The sequence below is a fragment of the Nostoc sp. UHCC 0252 genome (genome assembly GCF_034931145.1).
In the GTDB taxonomy this organism is placed as follows: Bacteria; Cyanobacteriota; Cyanobacteriia; order Cyanobacteriales; family Nostocaceae; genus Nostoc.
This window is the reverse complement of record NZ_JAYGHE010000009.1, coordinates 92,997-118,560: the sequence shown is the minus strand read 5'-3', so window position 1 is coordinate 118,560 and position 25,564 is coordinate 92,997. Positions and strand designations below refer to the sequence as shown.

Genomic DNA, 25,564 nt, shown 5'->3' with positions numbered 1-25,564 from the left:
GCTATTTGTCAACCGTTATTCCACTTACGGTAGCATAGGATACATTATTTTGTTAATCCAGATAATGTTAAGAAATTCTTAAGCTTTTTGTACTTTATCTTCGATGACATACCCTAGCGTCTCATGGTTAGACATTGCTAAGTAGTCTGCGGAAATTTAACAGATGCTCCCATCTAGTTAAACCCACGCTCTTGACGAAAGCGCATTGCAACATTCCAGCATTCTGTTACTAATTGATGCCAAGGCATTAATGTTGCCATATCAATCCCGACTTGTTTATCGGTTGCAGCAAATAACATTTTTGCCGTACTTAGTTCATCTTGCGCTTGCTTAATACGTAAGAGCAGAGCAGATTGCTCTTGGTCACTCATAAATGATAACTGCTCAGTTTCGAGTAAATGGCGCGATCGCGTGAACCAATGCTGAAAATCTTCCAGCAGGGGTTCTAAAACCGTTTTCAGCAACTCAGTCCCTGGTAAATTTGAGTCTGACATAAATGAGAAGGATATTGCCAACTTTCTTACTAATATTAACGTTATTTACGTTTCTTAACATTATTTTTATTTATTATAATCTTACTTTTGCAAATAATGTAAAGATTAGTAACAAATAATACAGAATTTATTATATAGTCTTGCTATTGGGTTTGTACAGTTACTTTGGATAGGTATGCATATCTACCGCATGGAGAAGTAACTGATACTGAGTAGCAATTCATCAGCTAATTTAGCTATGTCTACGACGGGCTACGCCTACGCCTAAAATCTTGAATTTGCTACTCAGCTGACCGATTAAAAATTTATCTTCCCTGGCGATAAACTAATGCGGTAGTTGGAAAATAAAGCTGAAAAAAGCAAAAACCAAAGCCGTTATAGTTGAATAAGCCTACAGATTCAGATAAATCACCTTTTGTAATCACCTCGCCAACGGTTCAGCAGCCAATGTCGCCAAATTCATCAAATCAGTCTCAACAGTCAGAACAAGTTGAAAAAATCTATTTACCGCGTACCAGCGAATCGGAGAACTTAAAAAAGATTCGTCACACTGCTTCCCATGTTATGGCAATGGCGGTACAAAAGCTGTTTCCCAAGGCGCAAGTTACAATTGGCCCTTGGATAGAAAACGGCTTTTACTATGATTTCGACAGTCCAGAACCATTTAGCGAAAACGATCTCAAAGCCATCAAGAAAGAGATGGTGAAGATTATTAATCGCAAGTTGGCGGTTATTCGAGAAGAAGTCAGCCGTGAAGAAGCCGAACGCCGGATTCAGGAAATTAAGGAACCTTACAAGCTAGAAATTCTGGCAGATATCAAAAACGAACCAATCACAATTTACCACCTGGGGAATGAATGGTGGGATTTGTGCGCGGGGCCTCATCTGGAAAATACCAGTGAATTAAACCCGAAAGCAATTGAATTAGAAAGCGTTGCGGGCGCTTATTGGCGTGGAGATGAAACTAAAGCCCAATTACAACGCATCTACGCTACCGCTTGGGAAAGTTCAGAACAACTCGCTGAATATAAGCGACGCAAAGAAGAAGCGCTACGACGAGATCATCGGAAACTTGGGAAAGAACTGGGATTATTTATATTCTCTGATTTAGTAGGGCCGGGTTTACCTTTGTGGACACCCAAAGGTACTTTGTTGCGGAGTACCTTAGAAGACTTTCTCAAACAGGAACAGCTAAAACGGGGTTACTTATCTGTAGTAACACCTCATATCGCCAGAGTAGATTTATTTAAAACCTCTGGACACTGGCAGAAATATAAAGAAGATATGTTTCCCTTAATGGCAGACGATCAAGAAGCTGCTGCACAGGAACAAGGCTTCGTTATGAAGCCGATGAACTGCCCCTTCCATATCCAAATATATAAGAGTGAGTTACGCTCTTATCGAGAATTACCGATGCGACTGGCGGAATTTGGTACTGTTTACCGTTACGAACAGTCGGGAGAATTGGGCGGTTTAACACGGGTGCGCGGTTTTACTGTAGATGATTCTCACCTGTTTGTCACCCCAGAACAGTTAGATAGCGAATTTCTCAGTGTGGTGGATTTGATTTTGTCGGTGTTCAATAAGCTGCAACTAAAGAACTTTAAAGCTAGACTCAGTTTCCGCGATCCTGCTAGTGATAAATACATCGGTTCCGATGAAGTTTGGGACAAAGCCGAAGGTGCAATTCGCCGTGCAGTTGAAACCTTGGGGATGGAACACTTTGAAGGGATTGGAGAAGCGGCATTTTATGGGCCCAAACTCGACTTTATCTTTAGTGATGCCCTAGATCGGGAGTGGCAATTAGGAACTGTGCAGGTAGATTATAATTTGCCTGAACGCTTTGAGTTGGAATATGTTGCTGAAGATGGGGTTCGCAAACGTCCAGTAATGATTCACCGTGCGCCTTTCGGTTCACTGGAAAGGTTGATTGGGATCTTAATTGAAGAATATGCAGGCGATTTCCCTTTGTGGTTAGCGCCAGTGCAAGCTAGATTACTTCCGGTGGGCGATACACAGCTAGACTTTGCGAAAGATGTGGTGGCAAAAATGAGAGCCTTGGGCATCCGTGCAGAAGTTGATACCAGTGGCGATCGCTTGGGTAAACAAATTCGCAATGCAGAAAAAGAAAAAATACCTGTGATGGCTGTGGTGGGAGCTAAGGAAGTGGAAACTAATACCTTGAGTATCCGTACCCGCGCCTCTGGGGAATTGGGAGTTATCGCTGTAGATGAGGTGGTGGATAAGATGAAGGATGCGATCGCTAAGTTCGAGAATTTCTAAATAAAATCTAACCGCAGATGCACACTAATTATAATTGGTGTGCATTTTTTTCGTGGATTGGAGCATTAGCTAGCTGGTAGGTTGTGGTAAGGGTGCGATCGCGTTCTACTTGTAGATTGAAACCCTAAGTTAACGGAGATAAAAGTGGATTCATCCAGTTCAAATACTCGGCGACGGAGATAAAAGGTGGATTCATCCAGTTCAAATACTCATTTTAATTTTAACTTTTTATGAGATTTGGAAGGTCAAAAAGTATCACAGACCACAAAAGTTTTCTCAATCACCGCACTCAAGAAAACTTTTCGAGTTATTCAAGACTGATAGGATTAATTTAAAGACTTGTGGAATCTGCTCTTCCTAAACAGACTGGACTTGCATAAATTAATGTCAATAATTTTTGACTAACATTATGAACCGCTTTACCTCTATTCTGTTAGCTGGCTTGATAGCATCTGCATCAGCTTTGGCTATTTCTCCAAAAGCTGAGGCGAATACACCAGCGTCTTATGTTGCTGAGTCTGATAGCTACGGTAACTACGAACGTCATAGTCGTCACTACAGAAATGGTGATTACGACCGCCGGAACGACCTTCGCAACGTTCGTGACAACGATCGCCGATATAATCGTCGCTATGACCGCGACAATAATCGCCGCTATGACCGCGACAACAATCGCCGTTATGACCGCGACAATAATCGCCGATATGACCGCGATAATAATCGCCGCTATGACCGCGACAATAATCGCCGCTATGACCGCGACAACAATCGCCGCTATGACCGCGACAATAACCTTCGCAACATTCGTGATAATTTCCTTCGCTATCAAATCGATCGCGATTGGAGACGTGATTAATCCTTTTGCCTAGAAGTCTCTTTATTAGGGGCTTCCAAATAACTATTTATTCTGGGTGGGCAAAATGCTCACCCATTTTTAATGCCTAAAATCACAGCCAATTAAGTAACCACACAAAATTAATTACAGTCATTGCGAGCGAAGCGTTCGCGGAGCGTCTCGTAGAGATAGCAATCGCAAGGGCTGGGATTGCTTCATTTCGCTTCTCTACGAGACGCTAACGCGAACGCTACATTCGCAATGGCATTGTGATAATTAATAGTGTTTATATTTCGATTGACGAATATATTGACTGAAGACTGGCACGACCCTTGGTGAAACGTTCTACTTTGACGAGGGAGTTTAAAATGCGATTAACCTACCAGTACCCTTTACGCCTCACGGCACTACAAAAAGCTACTTTTGAACACTGGCTTGAATTGTACCGTCGTCCGCCATCATCTGGGTAGCGAGTTGACCGATCAACTCGCCAACCCACATTAAAGCTCAATTAACTTGAAGCCCCAAGGTTTGAGGGCCGCTTCAGCTAGCTCCGTATTTACACCTTCATAAGCCTCCCATTCCAAGGGATGCTCTTTTGGATGTCCGTCGCCGACATTACCCGCAACTTTGATTATCGGACAGTTGGCGATGCGATCGCGCTCTAGCCCTTTTGGAATTGCTAGTTGGATTTTGTGACCAATAAACTTTGCTGTACTTTCTTCAGCGACAGACTCACGGATTAAACAAATATCACCAGCCGTCCCCCAAGTAGTTTTGTAGATGTGGAGGAATGATATATAGGTTACTGGTTTGATCGCTCTTTTTATAACATGCATTATCTGTAATCCTTATACTATGAGTCAAAAATCATAAATCATACAAGTATTTTCTATCACGTTCGTAGGGAAGAATGTTTTTAACTAACATTTTGCACCTAGCTCAAGTGATTATAAATCGCTTAGGGGAATATAGCGGTTTTCAGTTGAATCCAATAACGATCTAATCCCCAACCCCTTCTTTACCGCTCCCTAACCCTCTCCTAGTAGGCTGCGGCGTACAGACATCTGTGTACAAGATCCTCCTAAATCCTCCTTAAAAAGGAGGACTTTGAGAGGTCTTTGCCCCTCTGCTTTTTAAGGGGAGTTAGGGAGATCAAAAAGCTGCGGAGCAACTCTAGAAGACTTGTGTGTACACCGTAGAGTGTTGAAAAAGGAATCTTTTTACCACAACACGATAATTGCCCACAAACTAACTCCCAAAGCGATCGCAGCTAGGTGTTGCCCAAGGAGCGATCGCAGTGGTTGCTTGGCAATCTTTTGCGTTAATAACATAGTCATCAACACTGAGAAGATTATCGTTGCACCTTGTAGAAAGGCAATAACGGCAGGGTGAGCAACCAATATTGGTAATTGTTCTCCGCTAAAACCAAGGGTAGCAAAGGTAACAGGTAAAATCCGTCCACCTTCACCTAAGCCCAAACGCAGGTAATGAGCCAAGTTTCCCCCTAAAACCAATGGTAAATAGCCATAAGCAAGTTCTACAAATGATTTTGGCTTCCGGTTAAAGGTCAACAGTTTCAGCAAACCATAAGCCCCAAAGGTAAATATCGCTGGGATAATTAACACTAGTAGCGATAATCCCAAATGCTGCCAAAACTGAGTCAAATCGAGTTGCAACCCCAACCAAGACTGTAATTCTGGCAAACGATGCAGATATATCCCACCCAATAGCAAAAACAATAAGGCTACTTCATAAGTGCGGGGTACATGAGTTGTCCACAGTTCAATTCCGGGGGGACGCAAGTTAAACTCAACGGAACGATGGGGACAGGCTTTCAAGCAAGTCATACAGAGTACACAATCTCTGTTATCTTCTAATTGCGCTGGGTGAGAGTATAAAGGACATCCATTAGTTTCCATCCCTTCGCCTTTTTGCGGGCCACCTTTATAGCACTGATAAGTGGTGCAGCTAGCAGAACATATCCCTTGCTGGGCGCGGAGTTCTGTCATTGAAAGTTTGGCAAATAAACCATTCATTCCACCAATGGGGCAGAGATATCGACACCAAAACCGCCGCTCAAAAAGAGCGGAGAAAATCATCGCCCCAGCAGTAATTAACAGTAGTAAACAAGCACTGAGGTAGGCGGTATTTTCTAAATGCCAGAGTTCTTCCCATAGGAAGATTAGGGTAAATAAACCAAACATGAACCATCCGCCCCATTTCTCAGCTTCCTCTCTTGGCCAGCGCTTGAGTTTGCGTGGCCATAGCCAGAGAGATAACTTTTGGGTAATTTCGCCGTAAATCATGAAGGGACAAACAGAACACCAGATGCGTCCCAAAAAGGGAAAGAGAAATAAGAAGAACGGCCACCACCAAGCCCAAAATAGATTTAAGACGAAATTGCGATCGCGGGTTTGTGGCCCAATAAATAATACTGCAACAATAATTGCAAAAGCTGTTGCAGTAAAACCATAATTAATGCGATCGGGCCACCAAGGACTACGCAAAAACCGCCGCAAACCAGGATAGGCATTTAACAAATTCACCCGAAATCGTTTTTTCTTCGTTTCGGCTGGCCAGAAAATTTCTTCTGTTAATTCATTAGCGCCCTCTGCTTGGACGATCGCTCTTTCTACGAGATTTTTTAATTCCTTGAGATTGCCAGGAAAATCATAAGACTGGAGGCGACGCAAAGCTTCTGGGGTAATGTGCGGTTTCGGAACGCCTCTAGAACGAATGTAGAGACTAGTATAATATTCAACCTGTGCCTGGACATCAGCTTTCCGCACCCGTAACGGTGGTACTTTAATGATGTGACCAATACAGCGTTCAATTGTCGGCTGAGTTTTTTCGGAAACAATCAGAATTCTGGCTTTGCTGGGGCGAGGTTTAGGTGCTGGTTCTCCAGAACGACTGACGGGTGTATATGTGCCAGTTTTGAGCAACTGTGTCACGGGAGGTAATAATTCTTCGGGTAATTCTTGGATATTATTGAGAACTAAAGTACCTTCTCCCAACCATTCCAACAATCCTGGTTTACCGCCAGCGCGACCAAATAAGTCTGCACCGCTAGTTTGGAGAATACCGCAATTGACTTTAATTATTGGTTCTCGCCGTTTTGGAGAACCAAAGTGGATCAGCGCTGCTATATTGTCTTTTTCTAACCCTGGTTCTCCGAAAATATCCACTGATTTGCGATCGGCCGCCGCTTCTCGAATTTGTTCGCGCAATCGCACAGCATAGCGACTTGTACCGACAATTCCCCGTTGGGCTTTGGTAACTAAATATGGGCGCAAAGCTAGGGAACGTTCTTGTTCATAGCCAAGTGCAGATGTTACCTGAGCTAATTCTTGAGCCAATTGGCGAGAAAAAGCCTGAGCAATTTCGGGGTATTGGGTGGCTAATTCATGGAATTTAGCAGCAGGTACAACCCACAAGTGACATTCGGTCACTGTAGTAATTGTGAATGGAGTTAATTCATCCAACAGCAATTCTTTGAGTTCAATCACAGCGCCAGGGAGGAACCCACAAGCTAAGGCTGGGTTGGTTTGATTGGTGGTATTGCTTTCGAGTTGACCTTCTACAAGAATATAAAGAGCTTCTGGAGGAGTGCCTTCCCTAACTAAGTCAGTTTCGGCACTTACAACTTTTTCTTCAATTACTTGTGCGATCGCATTTAACACTTCAGGCGAGAGAATTCCTAAAGCGGTGCGTTCCTTTAGCCATATAACCGTTTCTGGAGATGTCATATTAAATTCTCCGTGTAGGCTGTTATGTATAACAAGGATTAATTATCCCTTGAAATCTGGTTTAATAATTCATAATTTAGAACGAAGTTCAGATTGGACTACACTTTACCTTTTCCCTTAATTTCTCCAGTAAGTTCCAAGACCTTTTTTCATTCTCAGATATAAACATAGGAAGCCAATAGACGGCTTTCTCGATCAACCTATTACTATCAGTATTTAAACTTTCAATCAATTTTACTACTGACTTAAATCCTAGTTTAGGAATTGCAAAATCTAACCATAATTTAATAGATTGAGCATTAGAATCCAATACTCCATAGTTGAATATTTTTGTGACAAAATCTCTTGTATGCAAGACCTTCTTGGCAATTACAATAGTAACCAGGCTCTTTTGTTCAACCATGCTCTTGATAATTTCATATACTGCAACTTCAGGTATTGATTTCAGATAATCTAAAATTACCTTTTCCTCCTGAGAAGTTAATGATCTATAAGTACTAATCTGTATTAATTGTTGAACACGATCATTCATAATTATTGTCAAAAATCGTATGGGATGAAAAGATTTAATGGCAAACCAGCGTTACCTGCTGAATTAAGTGATGGTTTGTAGTGACCAGAAGCATTGTTCCAGTATTTAATTTGACCTTTATTGTTTTTATTATGTCCAAAGCGAATTTGACCTGCAAAGTCAACGTTATTACCTCTTGCAATATCAATATGACTTCCTAAACCAAACTTTTGCCTTGCTATATATATCTGACCTATCTGTACTACGAAGTTGTACTCACCATTAGGTGTAAACACTTTTTTGTGAGGTGTTTTATATCTCCACTTATTGCCATCAAAGAAAAGCTCATTACGTCGAATATAATTAGGAATGTCTTCGGGATATAGATTAGGAAAATATTCTAATTCTGAATTCCCTCCTGATGGCAGTCCTGAATCAATAGTATGCCAAGGACTAGGAAATAGTACAGAATATCTTGTTGCGTAAGAAAGTCTAAGTTGCACATCTGGTAAATTAATTTTAACAATCGATTCAGAAAAAATTATGGCACTATATCTAGACTCAGCGATCGCATCGGAAGCTGAAGTTGTTAAGCTTTGGGGATGGGTGAAAGGTATTACCACAAATCCCACGCTGTTGTCTCAAAGCGATACGCCACCAGAAACCACGCTCAAAAATTTGGTTGCCTTGACGAATGGCCCCTTATACTATCAACTTATGGCATCTGATAAAGCCGGGATGCTAGCTGAAGGTAGAAAAGCTTTCGAAATTATTGGTTCACAAACAATTTTGAAGATTCCCGCAACACCGTTAGGTTTTGAAGTGGTGGCGAGTCTATCACCAGAAATTACCTGTTCGGTGACAGCAATTTACAGTGCAGCACAAGCAGCAGTTGCACGAGAAGCAGGGGCGAAAATTGCCATAGCTTATGTAAATCGGGCGACGCGGTTATTAGGTGATGGTATTGCTTTGGTGCGGGATATGGCTAGCGTCCTCAAAGGCAGTAATATGGAAATCTTGGCAGCTAGTATCAAATCTCCCGAAGAAGCAGCTGCTTCATTACAAGCCGGAGCGGATCATTTGACCTTACCATTGGCAATGTTGCAAGCGATCGCAACTCATGAATTCTCACAGAAAACTGTTGAAGAATTCGCTAAAGGAGGCATCGGCTTAAGATAATTCGTAATGAAGCTCCTACGTCGCTAACGTAATTCGTAATTCGTAAGAGTGTTCCAAAAAATAAATGATCCAAAACCCGTCATTGCGAGCGAAGCGAAGCAATCGCAAGGGCTGGGATTGCTTCGCTTCTCTACGAGACGCTCCGCGAACGCTCGCAATGACAATTGAGGATTTTTTTACTTGGAGTACTCTAATTAAAATGAGTTTGTCAGATATTCCTAATCTTTGGGTTCCCTTGGCACTTTTAGGTTTAATTATTGTCGCTGCTGTATTTTTCAGCCGCAGTAGCTGATATTTAAGCATTGCAGTGAAGGTGGAGGTTCAGTTCTGTGTTCGCTGTTGTCACACCCGATACAATTCATTTACCCCCAGCGCAGTGGTGCGCCTACCCGGAAGTTGGCAAGACTATCAAGCACTGATGAACAACTAGGCGATCGCTCCTCTCCTCGCATTAAATAATTTTGCGATCGCAGACAATCTTCATCAACTGCGACTACTTGGTACGATAAAGTGCAGAGTGTCACAACTTACTTTCAAGTAAATAAAAAAGGAATGCGGAAATGGGAAAAGGGAGATTAGAAGCATTCAGCGATGGGGTAATTGCCATTATCATCACCATTATGGTGCTGGAAATCAAAGTGCCGCATGGGTTTGATTTAGCCGCGCTGCGTCCCCTGATTCCGGTATTTTTGAGCTATGTGCTGAGTTTTATTTTTCTTGGCATCTACTGGAACAATCACCATCATCTCTTACAAGCAGTCCGACACGTTAATGGGCGTATCCTTTGGGCGAATCTGCATTTGCTGTTTTGGTTGTCGCTAATCCCCTTCGTCACTGGCTGGATGGGCGAGAATAACTTTGCTGCTATGCCAGTAGCACTTTATGGCACTGTATTGTTGTTGTCTGCATTGGCTTACTTCATCCTTACCCGCACCCTAATTTCTCATCACGGTAGAGATTCGACATTAGCGATCGCACTAGGCCGAGATTTCAAAGGAAAAATATCGGTGGTGTTGTATGCAGTAGCAATTCCCCTTGCCTTTGTAAACTCATGGTTTGCCTGTATACTATACGTTCTGGTTGCAGTTATGTGGCTTATCCCCGACCGTCGCATTGAAAATACTCTCACACTCTGAGAGGTTGTTTGAAAAGTAGTTTAGCTGTGATTTTAGGCACTTTAGATCCCCCTAACTCCCCTTGTATCGTGTCCGGTTAAAGACTTATCATTAAGACCGCAGGGGGGCAGGGGGCGGGGAGCAGGGGGAAAGAGGGTTTCCCGCTTTTTGCACAGATGTGAGAATTATAACTAATTAGCCGGACATGATATTAGAAGGCTACAGTGTACAAAATAGATCCTCCTAAATCCTCCTTAAGAAGGAGGACTTTGAGAGTTCTTTGCCCCGCAATTTATCGGGGGGTTAGGGGGATGAAAAAGCTATTGATTGTCGTCTTAAGCTGCAACTTTTTCCTCAAATGGTTTAAAAGTTTTTTTGCTAGCACCACAAATCGGACATTCCCAGTCATCGGGAATTTCTTCAAAAGGTGTACCAGGTGCAATTCCCGAATCAGGATCGCCAGCAACCGGATCGTAAATCATGCTGCATTTTCTACAAATCCATTTCCGAGTTTTGGCATCTTCACCTGCGACTCTAGTTGCTGTTTGTCCTCCATTTAATACTTCTAAGGCTTCAGCGTAGCGATCGGCGTGGTAATTTTCGATAAATTTTAACAAACCAAAACGGTGTGCTGCTTCCCGAAATGTGTCGGCGTGATCGGTAGATTCTTTAACTTGCTTGAGAAATTCTTCAGCAGCAGGATTGTCGCGATCGCGTTGAGCATCTGCGGCAAACTCTGGATACATCGTGGTATATTCGTAAGTCTCCCCCTCAATTGCCAAAGATAAACAGCGAGAAATAATTTCCCGCTTCTGTTCATCACTTAAAGCAGCTGAATCTTCTACTACAAGTTCTGGATGCAGCAATTTAAAATGTGCAAAAGCGTGTTCGGTTTCTTGGTCTGCCGTTTCTTTAAAAAGTTTCGCCAAGTCTGTAAACCCAAGTTGACGCGCCACATCCGCAAAAAACAGATACTTGCGATTTGCCATCGATTCACCACCGAAAGCAGCTTCTAAGTTTTGGAGTGTAGTAAAGTTGGACAAATCCATAATTTTTGGATGCCTGCGAAGTGATATTTGGTGCAAAAGAACAGACTCTACAAGCAAATATACGAGCCGTTATTTGTATAAGTTAGAAACGGTTTATACAAACTTTTTCAGCCCATATTTAGCAATCCGTGTTAGCTGTTCTTGGACAATTATATTCGAGTAAAAAGCTTTAATTAATGGAAGTAGCAGGCTAATTTTCACCCACTATAACAAGACTAGTAATACTGACGTTATTGGCTGAGGCTTTTAAACGGAGAATATCGCGTTTGTGACGAGAGCTTTAATTCTCTCACGCGATTCCACCGTTTACCCGGATATTTTGCCCAGTAATCCATCTGGCTTCGTCACTAGCGAGAAACGCTACGACATCGGCGATTTCTTGCACATCTCCCAATTTGCCAAAAGCGGCCATTTGAGCCAGACGATGCTATCTGTTCTTGGGTTTTGCCTACATACTGTATTAAGGTTAAATTTAGCGATCGCAGTCATTTTTCATTGAGCATTAATTATTTCTTTCTTGCCTCCCCAGTCCTTCCTAAGTTTCTGGAACGATCGCAACACCATCTCTAAGATTGAGCAACCCTGAGATAATAACTTTATCTTCTGGCTGTAATCCTTCAATCACTTGGTAATTATTATCTTTGATTTCGCCTAGCCTCACGCGCCTTTGTCGAGCTACTTGTTGAGATACACCTTGGGGAGATGTTTCGGTTTCAACTACATACACAAAAGTGTCGCCACCGATACGAGTCATTGCTGTTGTGGGGATTAAAATTCCGGGGCGCTGATTCCAAAATAATCTAGCCCTTACCAATTGATCTGCACGTAGCTGACTGTTAGGGTTCTCAAAAAGTGCTTTGATCAATATCCCTTGTGTTTCATTATTAGCAGTAGGTGCAATGAAAAAGATCCTACTTCTACCCAGCTTTTGACCTTGTGTATTCATTACCTCCACCGGCATTCCCTTACGCAATTGCGCCCCTTGTTGTAATGGTACAGAGATGTTCAATTCTAAAGGTCGATTTTGGGTGATATTAACTAATTGTGTAGAAGTATTAACTAAATTACCTACTTTCACAGCCATATTGCCAACAGTGCCGCTAAAGGGAGCAATAATTTTGTCAGACTGGATTTGTTGTGTTTGAGTATTTACATTAGCTTGCTGTAAGGTTCTTTCAGCCTGCAATATGTTAGCTCGTTGTGTTTGAATCCTAGAATCAATTGCATCAAGATTAGTTTTAGCATTAGCAAGCCGATCGGCAGCCTGATTGCGAGCCTGTCGAGAGACGGCTCCTTGTTCAGCTAGGATGGAATATTTTTCGTAGTTCTGCTGATATAATTGCACATTGGAAACGTAGGATAATCTTTGGGCTTCCAGAGATTTGAGTATAGTGCGGGCATTTTCCAGTTGCAATAAAAATGCTTGAGGCGCAGCATTGTTAGGAGCGATCGCTGATTGTGGTGTACGATCTATTTGGATAATTGGCGCTCCTTCGGCAACTGGATCTCCCGGTTTGACAAATATTTGGGTAACTTGGCCCTGAATCCTCGGCTGGATTGTGACTGAGCGTTGGGATTTTAGGCTACCTATAAAATCTGAACTTTCCTCAATGATGCCGCTTTGGACTGTGGATATTTTGACTCTTACCCCTTGAGGTTGAGCATTAGCAGTTAGAGGCGTTGAATTTTGCGGAGTGAGCAAACGCCAAACTAGAGCCGTTCCGCCTCCTAACAATAGTAATGGTATTAACCAAAGCCACCGCCGTTTTCCAGAAGGTGGCTCAAATGAGGTTTGTGGAGTTTTGTCTCCATAATCAGTTTGAGGCTCAGGGGATGTCATGGCTTATGAGGAACTTAAGGAACAAAATAACTAGAATTCAGTCAAAATTTCATCTGTTGATCTTGAAATTACTGATTTAGCATGAGGTTTTGTGGCAAATTATGTGTTACCCCATCCAAATATACAGTTTTGATGATTCTATCTAAATCTATCGAAAGGTGAATCCCTAATTTTTCATCTATTTATAGCAATGGAAAAGGCTTGGTAATGCTGGCATAGCCATAGTTGCACCGCACAAAATTGGTCAGTTGCCTGAGTCAATAATATAAGTTAGTTAATCACATAGCTAGTTGACCGTAGCTCAATCACTTTAGAGTATTCCCAAAGCTTCCGATCAGAAAATTAACGGCTGAACTCTGCTTCTGGCAAGTCAACAAAAGCCTTAGCAACAGTTACGTAGGGTAGTAGCCCAAATAATTCAAGTTCAGGACTATGAGTAGATAAAGGTAAGCGAATACTACCAATGTCCTTTCGGCAACCAAGAAAAAATAATCGCCGCCTTAATTGAGGAGTACCAAAATCAGCAGCTAAAAGTACACCAATTGAGATGTTGTAGCCCAAATTCGCCATTTTGTCCCAAATTTGCTGGTATAGTGTGCCACCTGCAATCCCCTTGAGATTAGAGACATTTTCCATAACGAAAAATGGCGGGTACAAGTTTTCGACAAAACGTAAAAATTCATAAATCATACCACCTCGATCATCCTGAAAGCCTTTCTGTTTACCTGCCTGACTGAAAGCTTGACAAGGTGGCCCTCCAAAGACAATATCTGGTTTCTCAACTTCACCGGAAAAATTTTGCCATAGACTTAACGGGTTTTCGACAGTGGAAATATCATTTTTCAAAACGCAAATATCGCCACCAAAAAAACCACGCAGTGTTGCACAAGCATCTGACCAACTATCGAGAGCTACCTTAGTTTCTATACTGCCTGTGAGATAAGCACCAATATCCATACCTCCTGCGCCACTAAATAAGCTGAAAGCTTTGAGGGAACGATTTTCAAATCCTAACAACTTTGCTTGTTGAACTAAAGATTTAAACACAGCTTCTGCAAGCGGTACAGGTACAGCATTACCTACCTGAAGTTGAGTACTTGTTAGCGTTCCCTCAAATTTCATATTGTCAGGAAAGCCTTGTAAACGAGCTGCCTCTCGCACAGTAATAAATCGGTTTTCATAGGGATGAACAAATTTATTGAAAATGTACCCCGTCACTGTTAATGACGGTTTATCTGGATCAAGACGAATTATTCTTAAATTTGGCCCACCTTGACGATTTGGATCGTGCTTGAGATAAAATTTAAAGCTATCGTGCCAAAGTTCTTCAGGCAAGTCCTGCATTTTTTGCCCAATTTTTAAGGCATCGATCCGCTTTTGTACATCTGAACCAACCCGTCTAGCAATGTGATTTGCAACCAATTTGCCCGGACTATTAAAATTGGAAATTTTCTGAAATCCAGTCATCTCTCACATGGCTTTGGGTGAAGGTAATTATACCATCAAAAAGATTGTAAATCTCTTTTTCAGGTGGCAAATCTGCAACTTTTTTCGCTTTTCCTGTTTCATCTAGTGTCCATATAACATCCTGAAGTTCGAGCAGGTAATCGTTATAGTGACGCACAGCATGAATGTTAGACAGCAAAGCAGTTTTTACTGCCATTTGACTATGTTTTGGCTTTCCTGTAGCAGCAATTTTTAATACTTGATAAATCCCTTTTTTAATATCATCAGTTCTGTCCATTCCTACGCTAGATTTACCATCAGAGACAGATTCGTACCCATCACCACTCTTTCTCAATGGCCACGTCAAAGGTCTAGGGGTAGGTTGTCCACAAGCATTTGTTAACCAATAAACAGCTTCAGGTATAGTTCCCCTACCTCGTGCTGCTTTATTATACGCAGAATAGGCAATATTCCAAAACTGAAAATATCGAGAAAATAGTTGATTATCCAGACCAAAACTTCTGCCAATTTGTTCGTATGCCCATGTCGGAGAACTATGGCTTGCTTTTACTCCTAAATTCACAAGTTCATAGTTCCAGGAACCTTTTTCTAACTTGGGCAGAATTATATGCAAGTTAGATGATGCCAGAAATGAATTGTCTGTAGGAGAGTGCGAACAAGGTATTGGTTCTCCATTTTCTCCCATCTCGGTTTGTATCTCAACCTTCGCTGCTAGAGCAAGTGTTGTCAATGGTGCGGCTTTTACTTCTGCAAGTAAGACTATACTTTCATTTTCATCATGAATTATTACATCAACGGGTTCAGCACCATGATAAATTTTTAAATTCCTCGAATTAATTTTAAATAAATGTTTTAGAAATACACAGAGCAAACGACTTGTGGTTTTGCCAATAGTTCCAGATGGTAATTTGTTTGCCTGATGATAGTAAAAGTTACCTTGTAAAACACATCTTGGGCAAGTATTAGTGTATGGGTAAATTAATAGAGGAATATTATTTATTGGACAATAAAGCCATCCTTTATTGGTTAATTTTGTATAATATTCGGCAGCTACAATCAGGTCAAAAGCTGCTGCCAATGATATACCAGGATTAGTAGCAGTGCGTTTGGCATTTTCCAAAGCTTGCTCAACCAGAATGGAGGTTAATACTTCTTCATGGGGATTTACTTCCAGAGCTTTCACTCTTCCTAAAAGGTTGATTATCCAATCGGCTTTAACTGGTTCAGGTTGATTACTTTGCACTATTCTTCAAAGATGCGATCGCACTCATACTACACAAGAGCATAACAGCGATCGCACTCATAGACAGCATCTTTGTTCAACTCACTGTAATCACTGTTCCTGCACTCTCATTCGCCAATCTATCCACTGCACACACGGCATAAGTTCCCGCTTGTTGGACAGTAGCGAAGGTTGTGCCAGCAGATAAAATTCGCTGAATTGTCCAAGTATCGCCAGTTTGCCGATAAAGTGTCCAAGAACGAACTGGCTGATTATCTCCAGGCTGCCAACTCAGTTTGCGGTTATTAACTTGTAATCCAATGGGTGGAGGGGGTGGTGTAGTATCCTGCCAAGACAAAGCTGGTGGTAGCGCAGGTTTGTTATAAAGCAGACTTTGGAATTTATCAGCAATGCCCTGACTATTTTCTGTTAAAACACCAAGATTAAAGAAGATATTCCCTAGTGATAACCGTCCTGCTTGACTACGACTAATTTTTACCTGCTTTTCAATCTCATCACTCTCTCGACTCTTGTTGCTTGGTTCTGTCAAATTATTACCAGCGTAAACGTGTCTTTGCTTTGTGTTTACCTGTGTCCACCACTGTAGCAACGCTGAATAACTTTGTTGCGGTTGGTCTGTGCGCCAGTAAAGTTGAGGCGCAATATAATCAATCCAACCTTCTTCTAACCATTTCTTAGCGTCGGCATACAGCACGTTGTAAGCATCTAACCCAGTAATACCAGTGGGTTGTCCAGGGCGATAAATTCCAAAGGGACTAATACCAAATTTCACGTCAGGTTTGGTTGTTTTAATCCCCTGCCAGAGGCGCTGTACCATTCTATTAACATTGTCGCGTCGCCAGTCGCCAAGGCTGAGTGTACCACCGCCTGCTTTATACGCAGCATAAGTTTTGTTATCGGGGAAAGGTTGTCCCTCGATGGGATATGGATAAAAATAATCATCTAAGTGAATGCCATCAACGTCATAGCGCTTCACTACATCGAGAATTACGTTGTAAGCTCTATCTTGAACTATTTTCAATCCTGGATCCATCCAGCGTTGAGTTTTCCACAAATAAACGCTTTCTGGATTGGTAGCTGCGATGTGAGGACGGACTGTTTTAGCTGTGTTGGTGGAAGTGCTGGCGCGGTAAGGGTTGAACCAAGCATGAAGTTCAATATTGCGCTTATGACATTCTGCGATCGCAAACGCTAAAGGATCATAGAATGGTTCTGGGGCTTTCCCCTGAGTTCCAGTAATCCAAGAACTCCAAGGCTCTAATTGTGATTCATATAAAGCGTCTCCTTCTGGTCGCACCTGAAAGATAAGTGCATTGAAGTTTAATGCTTGTAATTTAGTAATAATCTCAGTTAGTTCAGCTTTCTGTTGAGCAACAGAAAGTCCCGCTTTGGAAGGCCAATCACCATTCCATACAGATACTAACCACGCCCCCCGGAATTCCCGGCTATGGCTTACCCTAACGCTACCAACAGGCGCGGGTGTAGGTGTCGGCGTTGGTGTCGGCGTTGGCGTTGGCGTTGGTGTCGGCGTTGGCGTTGGTGTCGGTGTTACTGTTGGCGGCTGCACTAAGTAACTAGAGGCAATTTTTTCTGCTTTGCCTAAATACACTAAAGCTTGATAAATAATTACTGCTACATCTGCACGGGTAGCTGCAAGATTGGGATTGAGTAATTTGATATTCGGGTGACTAACCACCAATCCTGCACTAGTGGCAATAGCTACCTGATTTCTACCATAAGCAGGAATCTGAATAGAATCTTGATAAATTTGTGGGAGTGTTGAGAGAAGGTCAGGTTTAATCTTGGTGGCAATTTCTAAGCCTGCTACCAAAGAAACTAAAACTTCTACCCTAGTAATTCGGTTAGCGGAACGGAAAGTTTTATCAGGAAACCCGCTAATAAATGCTTTTTCGTAAGCTGTTTGGATAGCATCTGCTGCCCAATAACTCGTGGGTACATCAACAAAAGGGACATATTGCCGCTTTTTACTAACTGTGCCAAATGCCTTGGCGACAATAGCGGCAAATTCAGCACGGGTGAGTGAGTTATCGGGGCGATATGTGCCATTAGGCAACCCACTGACAATATCGCGTTGGGCTAAGGCTGTAATAAATAAGCGTGCCCAATGGTTTTGAATATCCGAGAATGGAGTAGCAATAGATACCATCGTTGATTGCAGCTAGCTGGCCTTGATTTTGATTTCCTTAGTTAATTTAACAATTTTGTTGGCGTAGGCATAGCCGGGCTTGGGCATCGCTTGCAATGTCTTGGTATTTGTTTGGGAATTGAGAATTGACCAGTTTTAATTAAAAATTAAAAATTAAAGATTAAAAGAAATAATAATTTTTAATTAATTTTGGGTACTGGGCTACCACTAAATCTGCATATTTAGTGGTCTACAATCAGTAGCGGGGTCAAGCCCTAAAAGAATTGTAATTTTTAATTTTACATTTTTAATTTTTAATTGATTTGACAATGGGAAATGGGGCATTGGGAATTGCTTTTTCCTATTCCCCATTTCCCATTCCCTATCTACTAAGTAGGATTTGCAGCTTGCTCAGGAGAATTTGAGATAGAACGCGCGTTTAACGATAGCATCACGCGGGAAATGCCACTAAAAATAACGCTGACACCAATTAGTGTGCCCAGAAGCCAAGGCGCATTGAAAGGCCACTGGAACCAAATCATTGCACCTAAGACTAGCGTAATAATGCCATCACCTAGTACCCACGTCCAGTTCTGTTGCGGACGTAACTTGAATGCCAGGATTAACTCGAATGTACCTTCAGCCAGCAAGAAGCTGCCAAGTAACAGAGTCAGCGTGAGAATACCTGTAAAAGGATAAACAAATAGCATTATACCGGTTGCAATATAGAGTCCACTCAATAGAAGTTTCCAAAGAAAACCTCCTTGGTGGCGGCTTTGAGTGGCATAAACTAGTTTTGTAAATCCGGCGAAAATCAAAATTACCGCAATCCAAGTTTCGGCGAATAAGGTTGAGATACTAGGCGCTGCGATCGCAATCACCCCTAAAATACTCAGGAGAATACCACTTATGAGCGATCCGTTAATATCCTTCTTAATATCTTTAGAAACATCAGCTGTCATACAAATCTTTTTCCTATTCTTAGACTAAACTCTACATTTAGACTAAGAAATTTCTAAGTAATAGAGTATGAACCCTAAGATAGACTCACCAGTATTAACTTAATTGCGATTTTGGCTAAGAATTCACGACCATTGAAACACCAAACCAATCTTTTTACGACAGCTGTATTGCATCTACCTTACCCTCACAATAGCTTTGCAAGATTGCTTAGGCGTTCATAAACAGAGATAAGACGATCTCCTTCAAGTTCAACAGAAGTACTTGGATAATTCTGAATCGCTCCAAGCAAGGTAACTTCACCATTTTGTTGAATAGATTTACCTAAAGCGCTTCGTAGCGCCTGCTGATTTAGTTCTCCTGCGGGAGGACGAACTACTTCACCAATTTGGTTAATCAAAATTGGCCCTGCCCAACTAGACAGTAAACTATCTAAAAAGGCAGCATCGGCTTTTATTGGGGCTTTCAGTGCTTTACGAGCTACTGCGGGGTCTTGTTGCGCCGCCTCCAAATAACCTCTTAGTGTCGGGGTAGTCTTACCAGTTTCTGTAAACTGAGTTAATTCTTGAACAGATACTTGCCCCTGAAAAGTACCATATTTTAAAATAACTTGCTCGGCAGCATTAGCATTACTACTTGAAAGGAGAACAAAAGCACCTACGCCTAAAGCTACTGTTTGACTGAGTAACTTAGTGAATTTGTTATTACTGTTCAACCGATTGAAAATTTGAGGAATCTGCATTTTGTCGAACATCTTAATGGTGTGGAGCAGTGGAGCGTATATAGGCACAAAATGCCCAAGCGTTATATTATTTTACAAAATTTCTGTTACAAATACATAACTAGGGGCGTATTGGTGTATGCCCCTAAATTTTTTTGCAATTTGTAAATGATGTTATCAAACTTGCCCGTTAGACGAAGCTAATGAGGTAGTACTGACTTATCTTCGTCTAAGGTTGGTGCGGGTATGCCCAAATGCTTCCTTGCAGTTTCTTCAGCTAACTGTAGGTCTTGAGGGTTATCGAACTGACTTTCATCTAACAAATGAGGGTTTTTTGTCGCTTCATCTCGGCTTGGTTTATAGCCATTTTTCCACCTGTACTTCCAGTCCATAATTTACAAAGGCAGATATACTGCAATTTGATTACCTAGTTCTTCATAGTAGGCGCTTAAGGGAACATGACACTCCTACTATAGGTTGAAGAGACTCATTCTGAGGGTACAAATTTTACATCATCTCAAAGTAAGAATACTCTATAAACTGAATTTTAAGGCAATCAGGAGTTGCGATCGCAGATATTGCCGAAACACAAAATAAGAAAATTATGCTTAAAGAGCAGATTATACAAGAACTAAAAAAATTACCTGAACCTCTGTTACAAGAAATTTTAGATTTTGTTCAGTTCTTACAAGCCAAGTACCAGAAAGATAAAACCTTAGAAATCACCATTATGAGTGAATCATCACTGCAAAAAGATTGGTTAAGACCAGAGGAAGATGCAGCATGGCACGATTTGTAAAGGGTGATGTTGTTATTGTTCCATTTCCATTTTCGGATTTAACTCAAAAAAAAACGCAGACCTGCTTTAGTTATTGCTATTAGCAATGCTACTTTGGCCATTTGAAAAACTCTACCCTGCTACAAATTTCTGCGCTGCCTCAATTGCTGCTTCTAACTCTTGCCTGCTGCTGGCTTTGACTTTCAGTTTCTTGCCATTAGCCTCAATTTCTAGTTCAATAGTTTTGCTGCCAAGGCGATCGCTTAAAAATCCCATCAATGCTTTAATATTCTTGGCATTCACTTGCGCTGTCAGCCAACCCACAGCCAGCCCTGTAAACGACTTGCTCCCTGCCGGTGCTTCTGCTTTACGGAAAAGACTAGCATCTTCCACTTCATCCAGTTCTAACATCTGTTGTAATAGTCTCTGCGTTTCGGCTTGCAGTTCATCATTATCTAAACCAGGCTCTCGCAGGGCAATGTTAATCTGGACGTTGGATGTACTCGCCATTTTTCAACCTCTAATTGTGGTTAATGCTTAAATTATCACAAGTATTTTATCCAATCCAAGTAGCACTAATTCCGGTCTGGATTGTTGGAAAAAGAATTTTAACAGTATACACAAGATTTTAAAAGTAAAAATATATACTGGCTGCGGCTTGGTTTTAATTTACTTGGTGTTAATCTAGCAATACGGGAGCGATCGCTGTTTGGTGTCATATAAAATTTTACAGCTACCGAAAAGTTTTTGATATCATGTCCGGCTAAAGACTTATGTCATTGCTAGCAAAGCGTGGCAATCCCAAACCCTTGCGATTGCTATCTCTACGAGATGCTACGCGAACATTCCACTTCGTTGCATTCGCAATGACATATCGTCGTAAGGGATTTGCCGAACTTGATATGACTTATTTGAGCATCAGCATTGTACCCTTGCATACGAAACACTACGGGCGAACAGGATTTTTTTTAATTATTAAGTATATTCGTTGATTAATCTATTAAAAAGCCTATTTACTTTCTCAAAATACTTAAATACTTTCTATAAATTCCAAATAGGTTCTATAAATTCATCAACCTATAGTTACAGAAACAAGATGAATTTAGTACAAATGTTTATAAAACATTCTTAATCAATATCTCTATAGACATAATCAAAAAAGATGATTTAAAAAAAAATTCCATCTGTAGAGTCAGGTAATTTAAACAAAAAAGGTTAATACTGAAATATAAATTTACTACCATTAACCTTGGTTGTAATAAAAAATTACACTCACAGATAAAATTACTGGGAAACAATGGCAACTTCTACAAATACAGACCGAAATCAACAAATTCAAAAGCTGCATGAGCTAATCGAAAATATTGATTATGGTATGTTTACCACAGTCAATGATGATGGCAGTTTGCATAGTTACCCTATGTCAAAAAGCAATGAGATTAACTCTGAAGGAACGCTCTGGTTCTTTACTTATGCTGGTTCTTATAAGGTAACTGAGATTGAACACCACGAGCAAGTTAATGTTAGCTTCACTTCACCCGAACAGCAGCGATATGTTTCTATCTCAGGAACATCAGAACTGGTGAAAGACCGCAACAAGATGCGAGAGCTATGGAAGCCAGAACTTCAAACCTGGTTTCCAAAAGGGTTAGACGAACCCGATATCGCTTTGCTTAAAGTGAATATTAACCAGGTCAATTACTGGGATAGTGTATCAAGTTTTAAGTCACAAACAATTACTTTTTAACACAATTATGACTTTAAATCATTCCTAATTATGCATTAGGAATGATTTAAAGTTGTAATTTTTGGATGGAATTGTAAAAAACAAGTATTTTTTAATTACAAAAAATCCATGACAGGTACGAACAACAATGAATCTGCCCAAAAGCATCTACCTTTAGAAATAAAGCGGCGAAATTTTTTAAAAGGAATGGGCTTTATCGGTGCTGGCGCAGGGGCCATTTTTGCTGACCACATCCTCAATGCTAATTCTCAGGTGGAAGCGGTAGAGGTTCCAGCATTATCTGCAACTCCAACTAACAGCACAAATACTGGTGAAATTCCTCTTCGTACATTGGGAAAAACTGGAGTAAAAGTGTCTGCGATCGCACTTGGAGGTGCAACTTTAGGGCAAGCAAAGAGCAAAGAAGAGGCAATTCGCATTGCTCACGAAGCTATTGATAATGGTATCACCTTCATGGATAACGCTTGGGAGTATAACAAGCATCGTAGTGAAGAGTGGATGGGAGAGGCGTTGCAAGGGCGACGAGACAAGGTTTTTTTGATGACGAAGGTTTGCACCCACGGACGCGATCGCAAATTGGCCATGCAGCAACTTGAAGAATCTTTGCGTCGTCTCAAAACCGATCACCTCGACTTGTGGCAAATCCACGAAGTTGTTTACGACAACGATCCAGAAATGATCTTTCGTACCAACGGAGCAATTGAAGCTCTGGATCAGGCCAAAAAAGAAGGTAAGGTCAGATTCGTTGGTTTTACGGGTCATAAAGACCCCTCTATTCATCTAAAAATGCTCTCTTACAATTACCCATTTGATACAGTGCAAATGCCGCTTAATTGTTTTGATGCTAGTTTTAGAAGCTTTGAACGGCAAGTACTACCAGAACTGAATAAACGGGGAATTGCCGTAATTGGGATGAAAAGTCTCAGTGGAAATGCTGATGCAGTGAAAAAAGGTGTGGTTACTCCTCAAGAAGCGATCCGCTATGTGATGAGTTTACCCATCGCTACACTTGTCAGTGGTATTGATTCACTCCAAGTACTGCGGCAAAATTTAGCGATCGCCCGTGGTTTTCAACCGATGCAGGCAAAAGAAATGCAAGCATTGCGCGATCGTTGTGCCCAATATGCTGCCGATGGGCGTTTTGAACTGTTCAAAACTTCCAAACAGTTTGATGCTGATGAAGGCAGAATCCAACATGGCTTTCCACCTCAAAGCCAAGTGCAGACATGAGGCTAGGGACTGGGGACTAGGGACTAGAGACTAAGTACCGAATTCTTGTTATCAGTTAGGACTTACGCAATAACTCTCTGAAACTCTCATTCCTTCGTGTCCTTTGCGCCTTCGCGGTTCGTTTTTCCATTATTGTGCGTAAGTCCTGTCAGTATTGAATATTTAGTACCCAATCCCCAATCCCCTGTACCTAATACCCATATAAGGAGAAACTTATTATGGCTACAACTGCGGCTGATGTTCTTATTGATACTATCTATGACTGGGGTGTTGACACCATCTTTGGACTGCCTGGGGATGGCATAAATGGGATTATGGAAGCTTTACGTCTGCGTCAAGATAAAATTCGTTTTATCCAGGTGCGGCATGAAGAAGCGGCGGCATTTATGGCTTGTGCCTATGCCAAATATACAGGTAAGTTGGGGGTTTGTCTTGCCACATCTGGCCCTGGTGGATTGCATCTACTCAATGGTTTGTATGATGCTAAACTGGATGGTCAACCAGTTTTAGCAATAACTGGACACCATTACCACGACCTGATTAATACCCACTCTCAGCAAGATGTTGACCTGGATAAGGTTTTTATGGACGTGGCGGTTTACAACGCCCGCGTTATGGGGCCTACACACGTTGAAAGTCTTGCAGATTTGGCTTGCCGTACAGCGTTGAGCCATCGGGGTGTTGCACACATCAATTTCCCTTTAGATTTTCAGCCCCAAAATGCTGAAAGAAAGGGTTCGATGCGGAATGTCCCTCATCACACTTCTAATGTTTTTACTCGTGGCGTGCGTGTACCTGCTGAGGATGAATTGCAACATGCAGCAGAGATTCTAAATGCTGGTAAGAAAGTAGTAATTTTAGCAGGGCGGGGAGCATTAAAGGCGACTGATGAACTAGAACAAGTTGCCGAAAAACTGGGAGCGCCAATTGTTAAAGCATTACTGGGTAAAGCATCCGTTCCAGATGATAGCCCTTACACTACGGGCACAATTGGTTTAATTGGCACAAAGCCATCCCAAGAAGCGATGGAAAACTGCGACACTCTGCTGATGATTGGAACTTGTTTCCCATATATGGAGTTTCTACCGAAACCTGGTCAAGCAAGGGGTGTACAAATTGACATCGATTCATCTCGAATTGGTATGCGCTACCCTGTTGAAGTTGGGTTAGTTGGAGATAGTCGCCGCACTTTGCAAGAACTACTACCACTATTACAAGCTAATAGCGATCGCAGTTTCCTTAAACAAGCGCAATCCAGCACGCGGGAATGGTGGCAATTAATGGAACAGCGCGGTACTAGAAACAATCAGCCGATGAAGCCGCAGGTGGTAGCTTGGGAGTTGGGTAAACGGCTATCTGATAACGCGATTCTCTCTGTTGATTCGGGTACGGTGACAGGTTGGTGGGCGCAGCAAATTCCAGCTAAACGCGGACAAATGCACTCGGTATCGGGAACACTAGCATCAATGGCCTGTGCATTACCTTATGCGATCGCATCTCAGATTGCCTACCCCGATCGTCAGTGTGTTGCCTTCATCGGTGATGGCGGTTTTTCGATGCTGATGGCAGAGTTTGTTACCTGCGTGAAATATCGCTTGCCCATCAAGATAGTAATTATCAAAAATGGCACATTGGGGCAGATTAAGTGGGAACAAATGGTTTTTCTAGGCAACCCAGAGTATGCCTGTGAATTGGAATCAATCAACTTTGCCGCCTTTGCCCAAGCTTGTGGTGCCGTGGGGATGACAATTGATGATCCAGCAGAATGCGGTGAAATTTTGGATCGGGCACTTGCAACACCAGGGCCAGTAATTGTAGAAGCGATCGTTGATCCCTTGGAACCACCTTTACCTCCGAAAATCACCCTAGAACAAGCGACCAAATTTGCCGAATCACTTGCCAAAGGCGAACCTAACCGCGAGAAGATTGCCCTAACAATCCTCTCAGATCAGGTGCGACAGATGATCTAAAGGGAAGCAAAATTTATGCCTTATAAAGAGATTGCAGACTTACCCGATTCAGTCAAAGATAACTTACCCAAGCACGCTCAAGAAATTTTTCGGGCTGCATTTAATAATGCTCAAGAAGAATATGGAGAAGAAGAAAGTGCTTTTCGAGTTGCTTGGAGCGCGGTAAAGCGCGATTATGAAAAAGGCAGCGATGGGCACTGGCATAAAAAATCAGAATAGCTCAAATTGCATTCAACAGTTTTAT

General features: G+C 41.8%; 25 protein-coding genes and 1 pseudogene. 10 read left to right on the top strand and 16 right to left on the bottom strand.

What is annotated here, in order from left to right; genetic code table 11:
• Positions 1 to 173: 173 nt before the first annotated feature.
• Complete coding sequence (locus VB732_RS08650; RefSeq protein ID WP_323230402.1) at positions 174 to 494, bottom strand: DUF2605 domain-containing protein; 321 nt, start codon at positions 492 to 494, stop codon at positions 174 to 176.
• 447 nt (positions 495 to 941) lie between these two features.
• Between VB732_RS08650 and thrS the strand changes: the two genes are divergently transcribed.
• On the top strand, positions 942 to 2,777 hold the full coding sequence (gene thrS / locus VB732_RS08645) for a threonine--tRNA ligase (protein WP_323230444.1): 1,836 nt from the start codon (positions 942 to 944) through the stop codon (positions 2,775 to 2,777).
• A gap of 409 nt (positions 2,778 to 3,186) precedes the next feature.
• Positions 3,187 to 3,633 carry a hypothetical protein gene (locus VB732_RS08640; protein WP_323230401.1) on the top strand — a complete coding sequence of 149 codons (447 nt, stop codon included), beginning with the start codon at positions 3,187 to 3,189 and terminating at the stop codon, positions 3,631 to 3,633.
• 479 nt (positions 3,634 to 4,112) lie between these two features.
• On the opposite strand, the gene VB732_RS08635 is transcribed toward VB732_RS08640, so the two are convergent.
• From VB732_RS08635 to VB732_RS08620, 4 genes are all read right to left on the bottom strand, one after another.
• Complete coding sequence (locus VB732_RS08635; protein WP_323230400.1) at positions 4,113 to 4,451, bottom strand: hypothetical protein; 339 nt, start codon at positions 4,449 to 4,451, stop codon at positions 4,113 to 4,115.
• Between the two features lie 384 nt (positions 4,452 to 4,835).
• Positions 4,836 to 7,364: a cyclic nucleotide-binding domain-containing protein gene (locus VB732_RS08630; protein ID WP_323230399.1), complete on the bottom strand. Its 2,529-nt coding sequence runs from the start codon at positions 7,362 to 7,364 to the stop codon at positions 4,836 to 4,838.
• Between the two features lie 88 nt (positions 7,365 to 7,452).
• A complete protein-coding gene (locus VB732_RS08625; RefSeq protein ID WP_323230398.1) occupies positions 7,453 to 7,896 on the bottom strand; it encodes a hypothetical protein in 444 nt (147 codons plus the stop codon).
• Positions 7,897 to 7,904: 8 nt separating this feature from the next.
• The gene (locus VB732_RS08620) at positions 7,905 to 8,378 is read right to left on the bottom strand and encodes a hypothetical protein (protein WP_323230397.1); all 474 of its coding nucleotides are present in this window, start codon (positions 8,376 to 8,378) and stop codon (positions 7,905 to 7,907) included.
• Positions 8,379 to 8,418: 40 nt separating this feature from the next.
• On the opposite strand from VB732_RS08620, the gene VB732_RS08615 reads away from it, so the two are divergent.
• Positions 8,419 to 9,054 (top strand): transaldolase family protein, encoded by a 636-nt coding sequence (locus VB732_RS08615; protein ID WP_323230396.1) that lies wholly within the window; start codon positions 8,419 to 8,421, stop codon positions 9,052 to 9,054.
• Positions 9,055 to 9,416: 362 nt separating this feature from the next.
• On the opposite strand, the gene VB732_RS08610 is transcribed toward VB732_RS08615, so the two are convergent.
• The gene (locus VB732_RS08610; protein WP_323230395.1) at positions 9,417 to 9,578 is read right to left on the bottom strand and encodes a hypothetical protein; all 162 of its coding nucleotides are present in this window, start codon (positions 9,576 to 9,578) and stop codon (positions 9,417 to 9,419) included.
• 36 nt (positions 9,579 to 9,614) lie between these two features.
• Here VB732_RS08610 and VB732_RS08605 point away from each other — a divergent pair, with 36 nt between their 5' ends.
• Positions 9,615 to 10,190 carry a TMEM175 family protein gene (locus VB732_RS08605; protein ID WP_323230394.1) on the top strand — a complete coding sequence of 192 codons (576 nt, stop codon included), beginning with the start codon at positions 9,615 to 9,617 and terminating at the stop codon, positions 10,188 to 10,190.
• A gap of 314 nt (positions 10,191 to 10,504) precedes the next feature.
• Here the strand turns inward: VB732_RS08605 and VB732_RS08600 are convergent, their stop codons facing one another.
• From VB732_RS08600 to VB732_RS08560, 9 genes and pseudogenes are all read right to left on the bottom strand, one after another.
• Positions 10,505 to 11,218 (bottom strand): rubrerythrin family protein, encoded by a 714-nt coding sequence (locus VB732_RS08600; RefSeq protein ID WP_323230393.1) that lies wholly within the window; start codon positions 11,216 to 11,218, stop codon positions 10,505 to 10,507.
• A 289-nt stretch (positions 11,219 to 11,507) separates the two neighbouring features.
• Positions 11,508 to 11,639 (bottom strand): annotated as a pseudogene (locus VB732_RS08595) (SDR family oxidoreductase); the annotation flags it as partial.
• A gap of 114 nt (positions 11,640 to 11,753) precedes the next feature.
• A complete protein-coding gene (locus VB732_RS08590) occupies positions 11,754 to 13,058 on the bottom strand; it encodes an efflux RND transporter periplasmic adaptor subunit (RefSeq protein ID WP_323230392.1) in 1,305 nt (434 codons plus the stop codon).
• 342 nt (positions 13,059 to 13,400) lie between these two features.
• The gene (dcm, locus tag VB732_RS08585) at positions 13,401 to 14,525 is read right to left on the bottom strand and encodes a DNA (cytosine-5-)-methyltransferase (protein ID WP_323230391.1); all 1,125 of its coding nucleotides are present in this window, start codon (positions 14,523 to 14,525) and stop codon (positions 13,401 to 13,403) included.
• Positions 14,494 to 15,768, bottom strand: coding sequence for a hypothetical protein (locus VB732_RS08580; RefSeq protein WP_323230390.1), 1,275 nt, complete (start codon positions 15,766 to 15,768; stop codon positions 14,494 to 14,496). Before VB732_RS08580 ends, dcm begins: the two co-directional genes overlap by 32 nt.
• 76 nt (positions 15,769 to 15,844) lie before the next feature.
• Entirely contained in the window at positions 15,845 to 17,935 is a 2,091-nt protein-coding gene (locus tag VB732_RS08575; RefSeq protein ID WP_323230389.1) for a glycoside hydrolase family 10 protein, read from the bottom strand.
• A 368-nt stretch (positions 17,936 to 18,303) separates the two neighbouring features.
• Positions 18,304 to 18,876, bottom strand: coding sequence for an HdeD family acid-resistance protein (locus VB732_RS08570; protein WP_323230388.1), 573 nt, complete (start codon positions 18,874 to 18,876; stop codon positions 18,304 to 18,306).
• A gap of 185 nt (positions 18,877 to 19,061) precedes the next feature.
• Positions 19,062 to 19,664, bottom strand: coding sequence for an alpha/beta hydrolase (locus VB732_RS08565; RefSeq protein WP_323230387.1), 603 nt, complete (start codon positions 19,662 to 19,664; stop codon positions 19,062 to 19,064).
• 131 nt (positions 19,665 to 19,795) lie between these two features.
• The gene (locus VB732_RS08560) at positions 19,796 to 19,987 is read right to left on the bottom strand and encodes a bromodomain-containing protein (protein WP_323230386.1); all 192 of its coding nucleotides are present in this window, start codon (positions 19,985 to 19,987) and stop codon (positions 19,796 to 19,798) included.
• A gap of 212 nt (positions 19,988 to 20,199) precedes the next feature.
• Between VB732_RS08560 and VB732_RS08555 the strand changes: the two genes are divergently transcribed.
• Entirely contained in the window at positions 20,200 to 20,394 is a 195-nt protein-coding gene (locus tag VB732_RS08555; protein ID WP_323230385.1) for a DUF2281 domain-containing protein, read from the top strand.
• A 111-nt stretch (positions 20,395 to 20,505) separates the two neighbouring features.
• Here VB732_RS08555 and VB732_RS08550 read toward each other — a convergent pair whose 3' ends face one another.
• Positions 20,506 to 20,883 carry a hypothetical protein gene (locus VB732_RS08550; protein ID WP_323230384.1) on the bottom strand — a complete coding sequence of 126 codons (378 nt, stop codon included), beginning with the start codon at positions 20,881 to 20,883 and terminating at the stop codon, positions 20,506 to 20,508.
• 263 nt (positions 20,884 to 21,146) lie between these two features.
• On the opposite strand from VB732_RS08550, the gene VB732_RS08545 reads away from it, so the two are divergent.
• The 5 genes from VB732_RS08545 to VB732_RS08525 all read left to right on the top strand — a co-directional run bounded on the left by VB732_RS08545 (position 21,147) and on the right by VB732_RS08525 (position 25,539).
• Complete coding sequence (locus VB732_RS08545; RefSeq protein ID WP_323230383.1) at positions 21,147 to 21,365, top strand: hypothetical protein; 219 nt, start codon at positions 21,147 to 21,149, stop codon at positions 21,363 to 21,365.
• Positions 21,366 to 21,670: 305 nt separating this feature from the next.
• Complete coding sequence (locus VB732_RS08540) at positions 21,671 to 22,120, top strand: pyridoxamine 5'-phosphate oxidase family protein (RefSeq protein ID WP_323230382.1); 450 nt, start codon at positions 21,671 to 21,673, stop codon at positions 22,118 to 22,120.
• 108 nt (positions 22,121 to 22,228) lie between these two features.
• Entirely contained in the window at positions 22,229 to 23,350 is a 1,122-nt protein-coding gene (locus tag VB732_RS08535; protein WP_323230381.1) for an aldo/keto reductase, read from the top strand.
• Between the two features lie 218 nt (positions 23,351 to 23,568).
• On the top strand, positions 23,569 to 25,320 hold the full coding sequence (locus tag VB732_RS08530) for a thiamine pyrophosphate-dependent enzyme (RefSeq protein ID WP_323230380.1): 1,752 nt from the start codon (positions 23,569 to 23,571) through the stop codon (positions 25,318 to 25,320).
• Between the two features lie 15 nt (positions 25,321 to 25,335).
• Entirely contained in the window at positions 25,336 to 25,539 is a 204-nt protein-coding gene (locus VB732_RS08525; protein ID WP_323230379.1) for a ChaB family protein, read from the top strand.
• The last annotated feature ends 25 nt before the right edge of the window (positions 25,540 to 25,564 follow it).

Bases quoted from the DNA above. Each gene is read 5' to 3' on its own strand.
- VB732_RS08650 (WP_323230402.1), bottom strand. From the start codon at position 494: ATGTCAGACTCAAATTTACCAGGGACTGAGTTGCTGAAAACGGTTTTA.
- thrS (WP_323230444.1), top strand. From the start codon at position 942: ATGTCGCCAAATTCATCAAATCAGTCTCAACAGTCAGAACAAGTTGAA.
- VB732_RS08640 (WP_323230401.1), top strand. From the start codon at position 3,187: ATGAACCGCTTTACCTCTATTCTGTTAGCTGGCTTGATAGCATCTGCA.
- VB732_RS08635 (WP_323230400.1), bottom strand. From the start codon at position 4,451: ATGCATGTTATAAAAAGAGCGATCAAACCAGTAACCTATATATCATTC.
- VB732_RS08630 (WP_323230399.1), bottom strand. From the start codon at position 7,364: ATGACATCTCCAGAAACGGTTATATGGCTAAAGGAACGCACCGCTTTA.
- VB732_RS08625 (WP_323230398.1), bottom strand. From the start codon at position 7,896: ATGAATGATCGTGTTCAACAATTAATACAGATTAGTACTTATAGATCA.
- VB732_RS08615 (WP_323230396.1), top strand. From the start codon at position 8,419: ATGGCACTATATCTAGACTCAGCGATCGCATCGGAAGCTGAAGTTGTT.
- VB732_RS08605 (WP_323230394.1), top strand. From the start codon at position 9,615: ATGGGAAAAGGGAGATTAGAAGCATTCAGCGATGGGGTAATTGCCATT.
- VB732_RS08600 (WP_323230393.1), bottom strand. From the start codon at position 11,218: ATGGATTTGTCCAACTTTACTACACTCCAAAACTTAGAAGCTGCTTTC.
- VB732_RS08590 (WP_323230392.1), bottom strand. From the start codon at position 13,058: ATGACATCCCCTGAGCCTCAAACTGATTATGGAGACAAAACTCCACAA.
- dcm (WP_323230391.1), bottom strand. From the start codon at position 14,525: ATGACTGGATTTCAGAAAATTTCCAATTTTAATAGTCCGGGCAAATTG.
- VB732_RS08575 (WP_323230389.1), bottom strand. From the start codon at position 17,935: ATGGTATCTATTGCTACTCCATTCTCGGATATTCAAAACCATTGGGCA.
- VB732_RS08570 (WP_323230388.1), bottom strand. From the start codon at position 18,876: ATGACAGCTGATGTTTCTAAAGATATTAAGAAGGATATTAACGGATCG.
- VB732_RS08560 (WP_323230386.1), bottom strand. From the start codon at position 19,987: ATGGACTGGAAGTACAGGTGGAAAAATGGCTATAAACCAAGCCGAGAT.
- VB732_RS08555 (WP_323230385.1), top strand. From the start codon at position 20,200: ATGCTTAAAGAGCAGATTATACAAGAACTAAAAAAATTACCTGAACCT.
- VB732_RS08550 (WP_323230384.1), bottom strand. From the start codon at position 20,883: ATGGCGAGTACATCCAACGTCCAGATTAACATTGCCCTGCGAGAGCCT.
- VB732_RS08545 (WP_323230383.1), top strand. From the start codon at position 21,147: ATGTCATTGCTAGCAAAGCGTGGCAATCCCAAACCCTTGCGATTGCTA.
- VB732_RS08540 (WP_323230382.1), top strand. From the start codon at position 21,671: ATGGCAACTTCTACAAATACAGACCGAAATCAACAAATTCAAAAGCTG.
- VB732_RS08535 (WP_323230381.1), top strand. From the start codon at position 22,229: ATGACAGGTACGAACAACAATGAATCTGCCCAAAAGCATCTACCTTTA.
- VB732_RS08530 (WP_323230380.1), top strand. From the start codon at position 23,569: ATGGCTACAACTGCGGCTGATGTTCTTATTGATACTATCTATGACTGG.
- VB732_RS08525 (WP_323230379.1), top strand. From the start codon at position 25,336: ATGCCTTATAAAGAGATTGCAGACTTACCCGATTCAGTCAAAGATAAC.